The 458-nt window shown below is 63.3% G+C and carries 1 pseudogene; it reads left to right on the top strand.

The features are described 5' to 3' along the window. A pseudogene (locus tag C5748_RS28430) lies at positions 1–458 on the top strand (hypothetical protein); the annotation flags it as partial.

The raw sequence follows: 458 nt of genomic DNA, 5'->3' as shown, positions 1-458 counted from the left end.
GCCGCCGCTTCCGGTGCTGCTCGAACCCGATCACCTTTCGATCCTCAAAACGGGAACCCGGAACGGCTTCGCGCCGGCTGCAGCCGGGCTGCCGGGCGCATCCTATTGGGTTCTGGTGCTGCTCGCCGCTTTCGGCGCATTCTGGATGTCGGGCGGCCATGTGCTGGCAAAGCGGATTTTGGCGAAGGACTGGCAGGCGACCAGCGCTATTCCTGCGGGCATGAAACTCAGCGACGTCAGCATGTATATCGAGGCGCATGGCGGCAGTGACGTGCTCTTCGTGGCGGCTACGGTCCGCAATGAGGGTACCAGGCGCGACCGGGCGCCCGAGCTTGCCATTACGATAAAAGACCGGACGGGCATGAAACGCGACTATTATCTGGGGACAAAGGGGCGAATCATCGCGCCGGGCGAAAGCCTCGCCTTTTCCAGCCGTCTGCCTGCCCCTAAGGACAGGG

Source organism: Phyllobacterium phragmitis (genome assembly GCF_002980495.1).
GTDB classification, from domain to species: Bacteria; Pseudomonadota; Alphaproteobacteria; order Rhizobiales; family Rhizobiaceae; genus Paramesorhizobium; species Paramesorhizobium phragmitis.
This window is presented reverse-complemented; position numbering and strand designations above follow the sequence as displayed.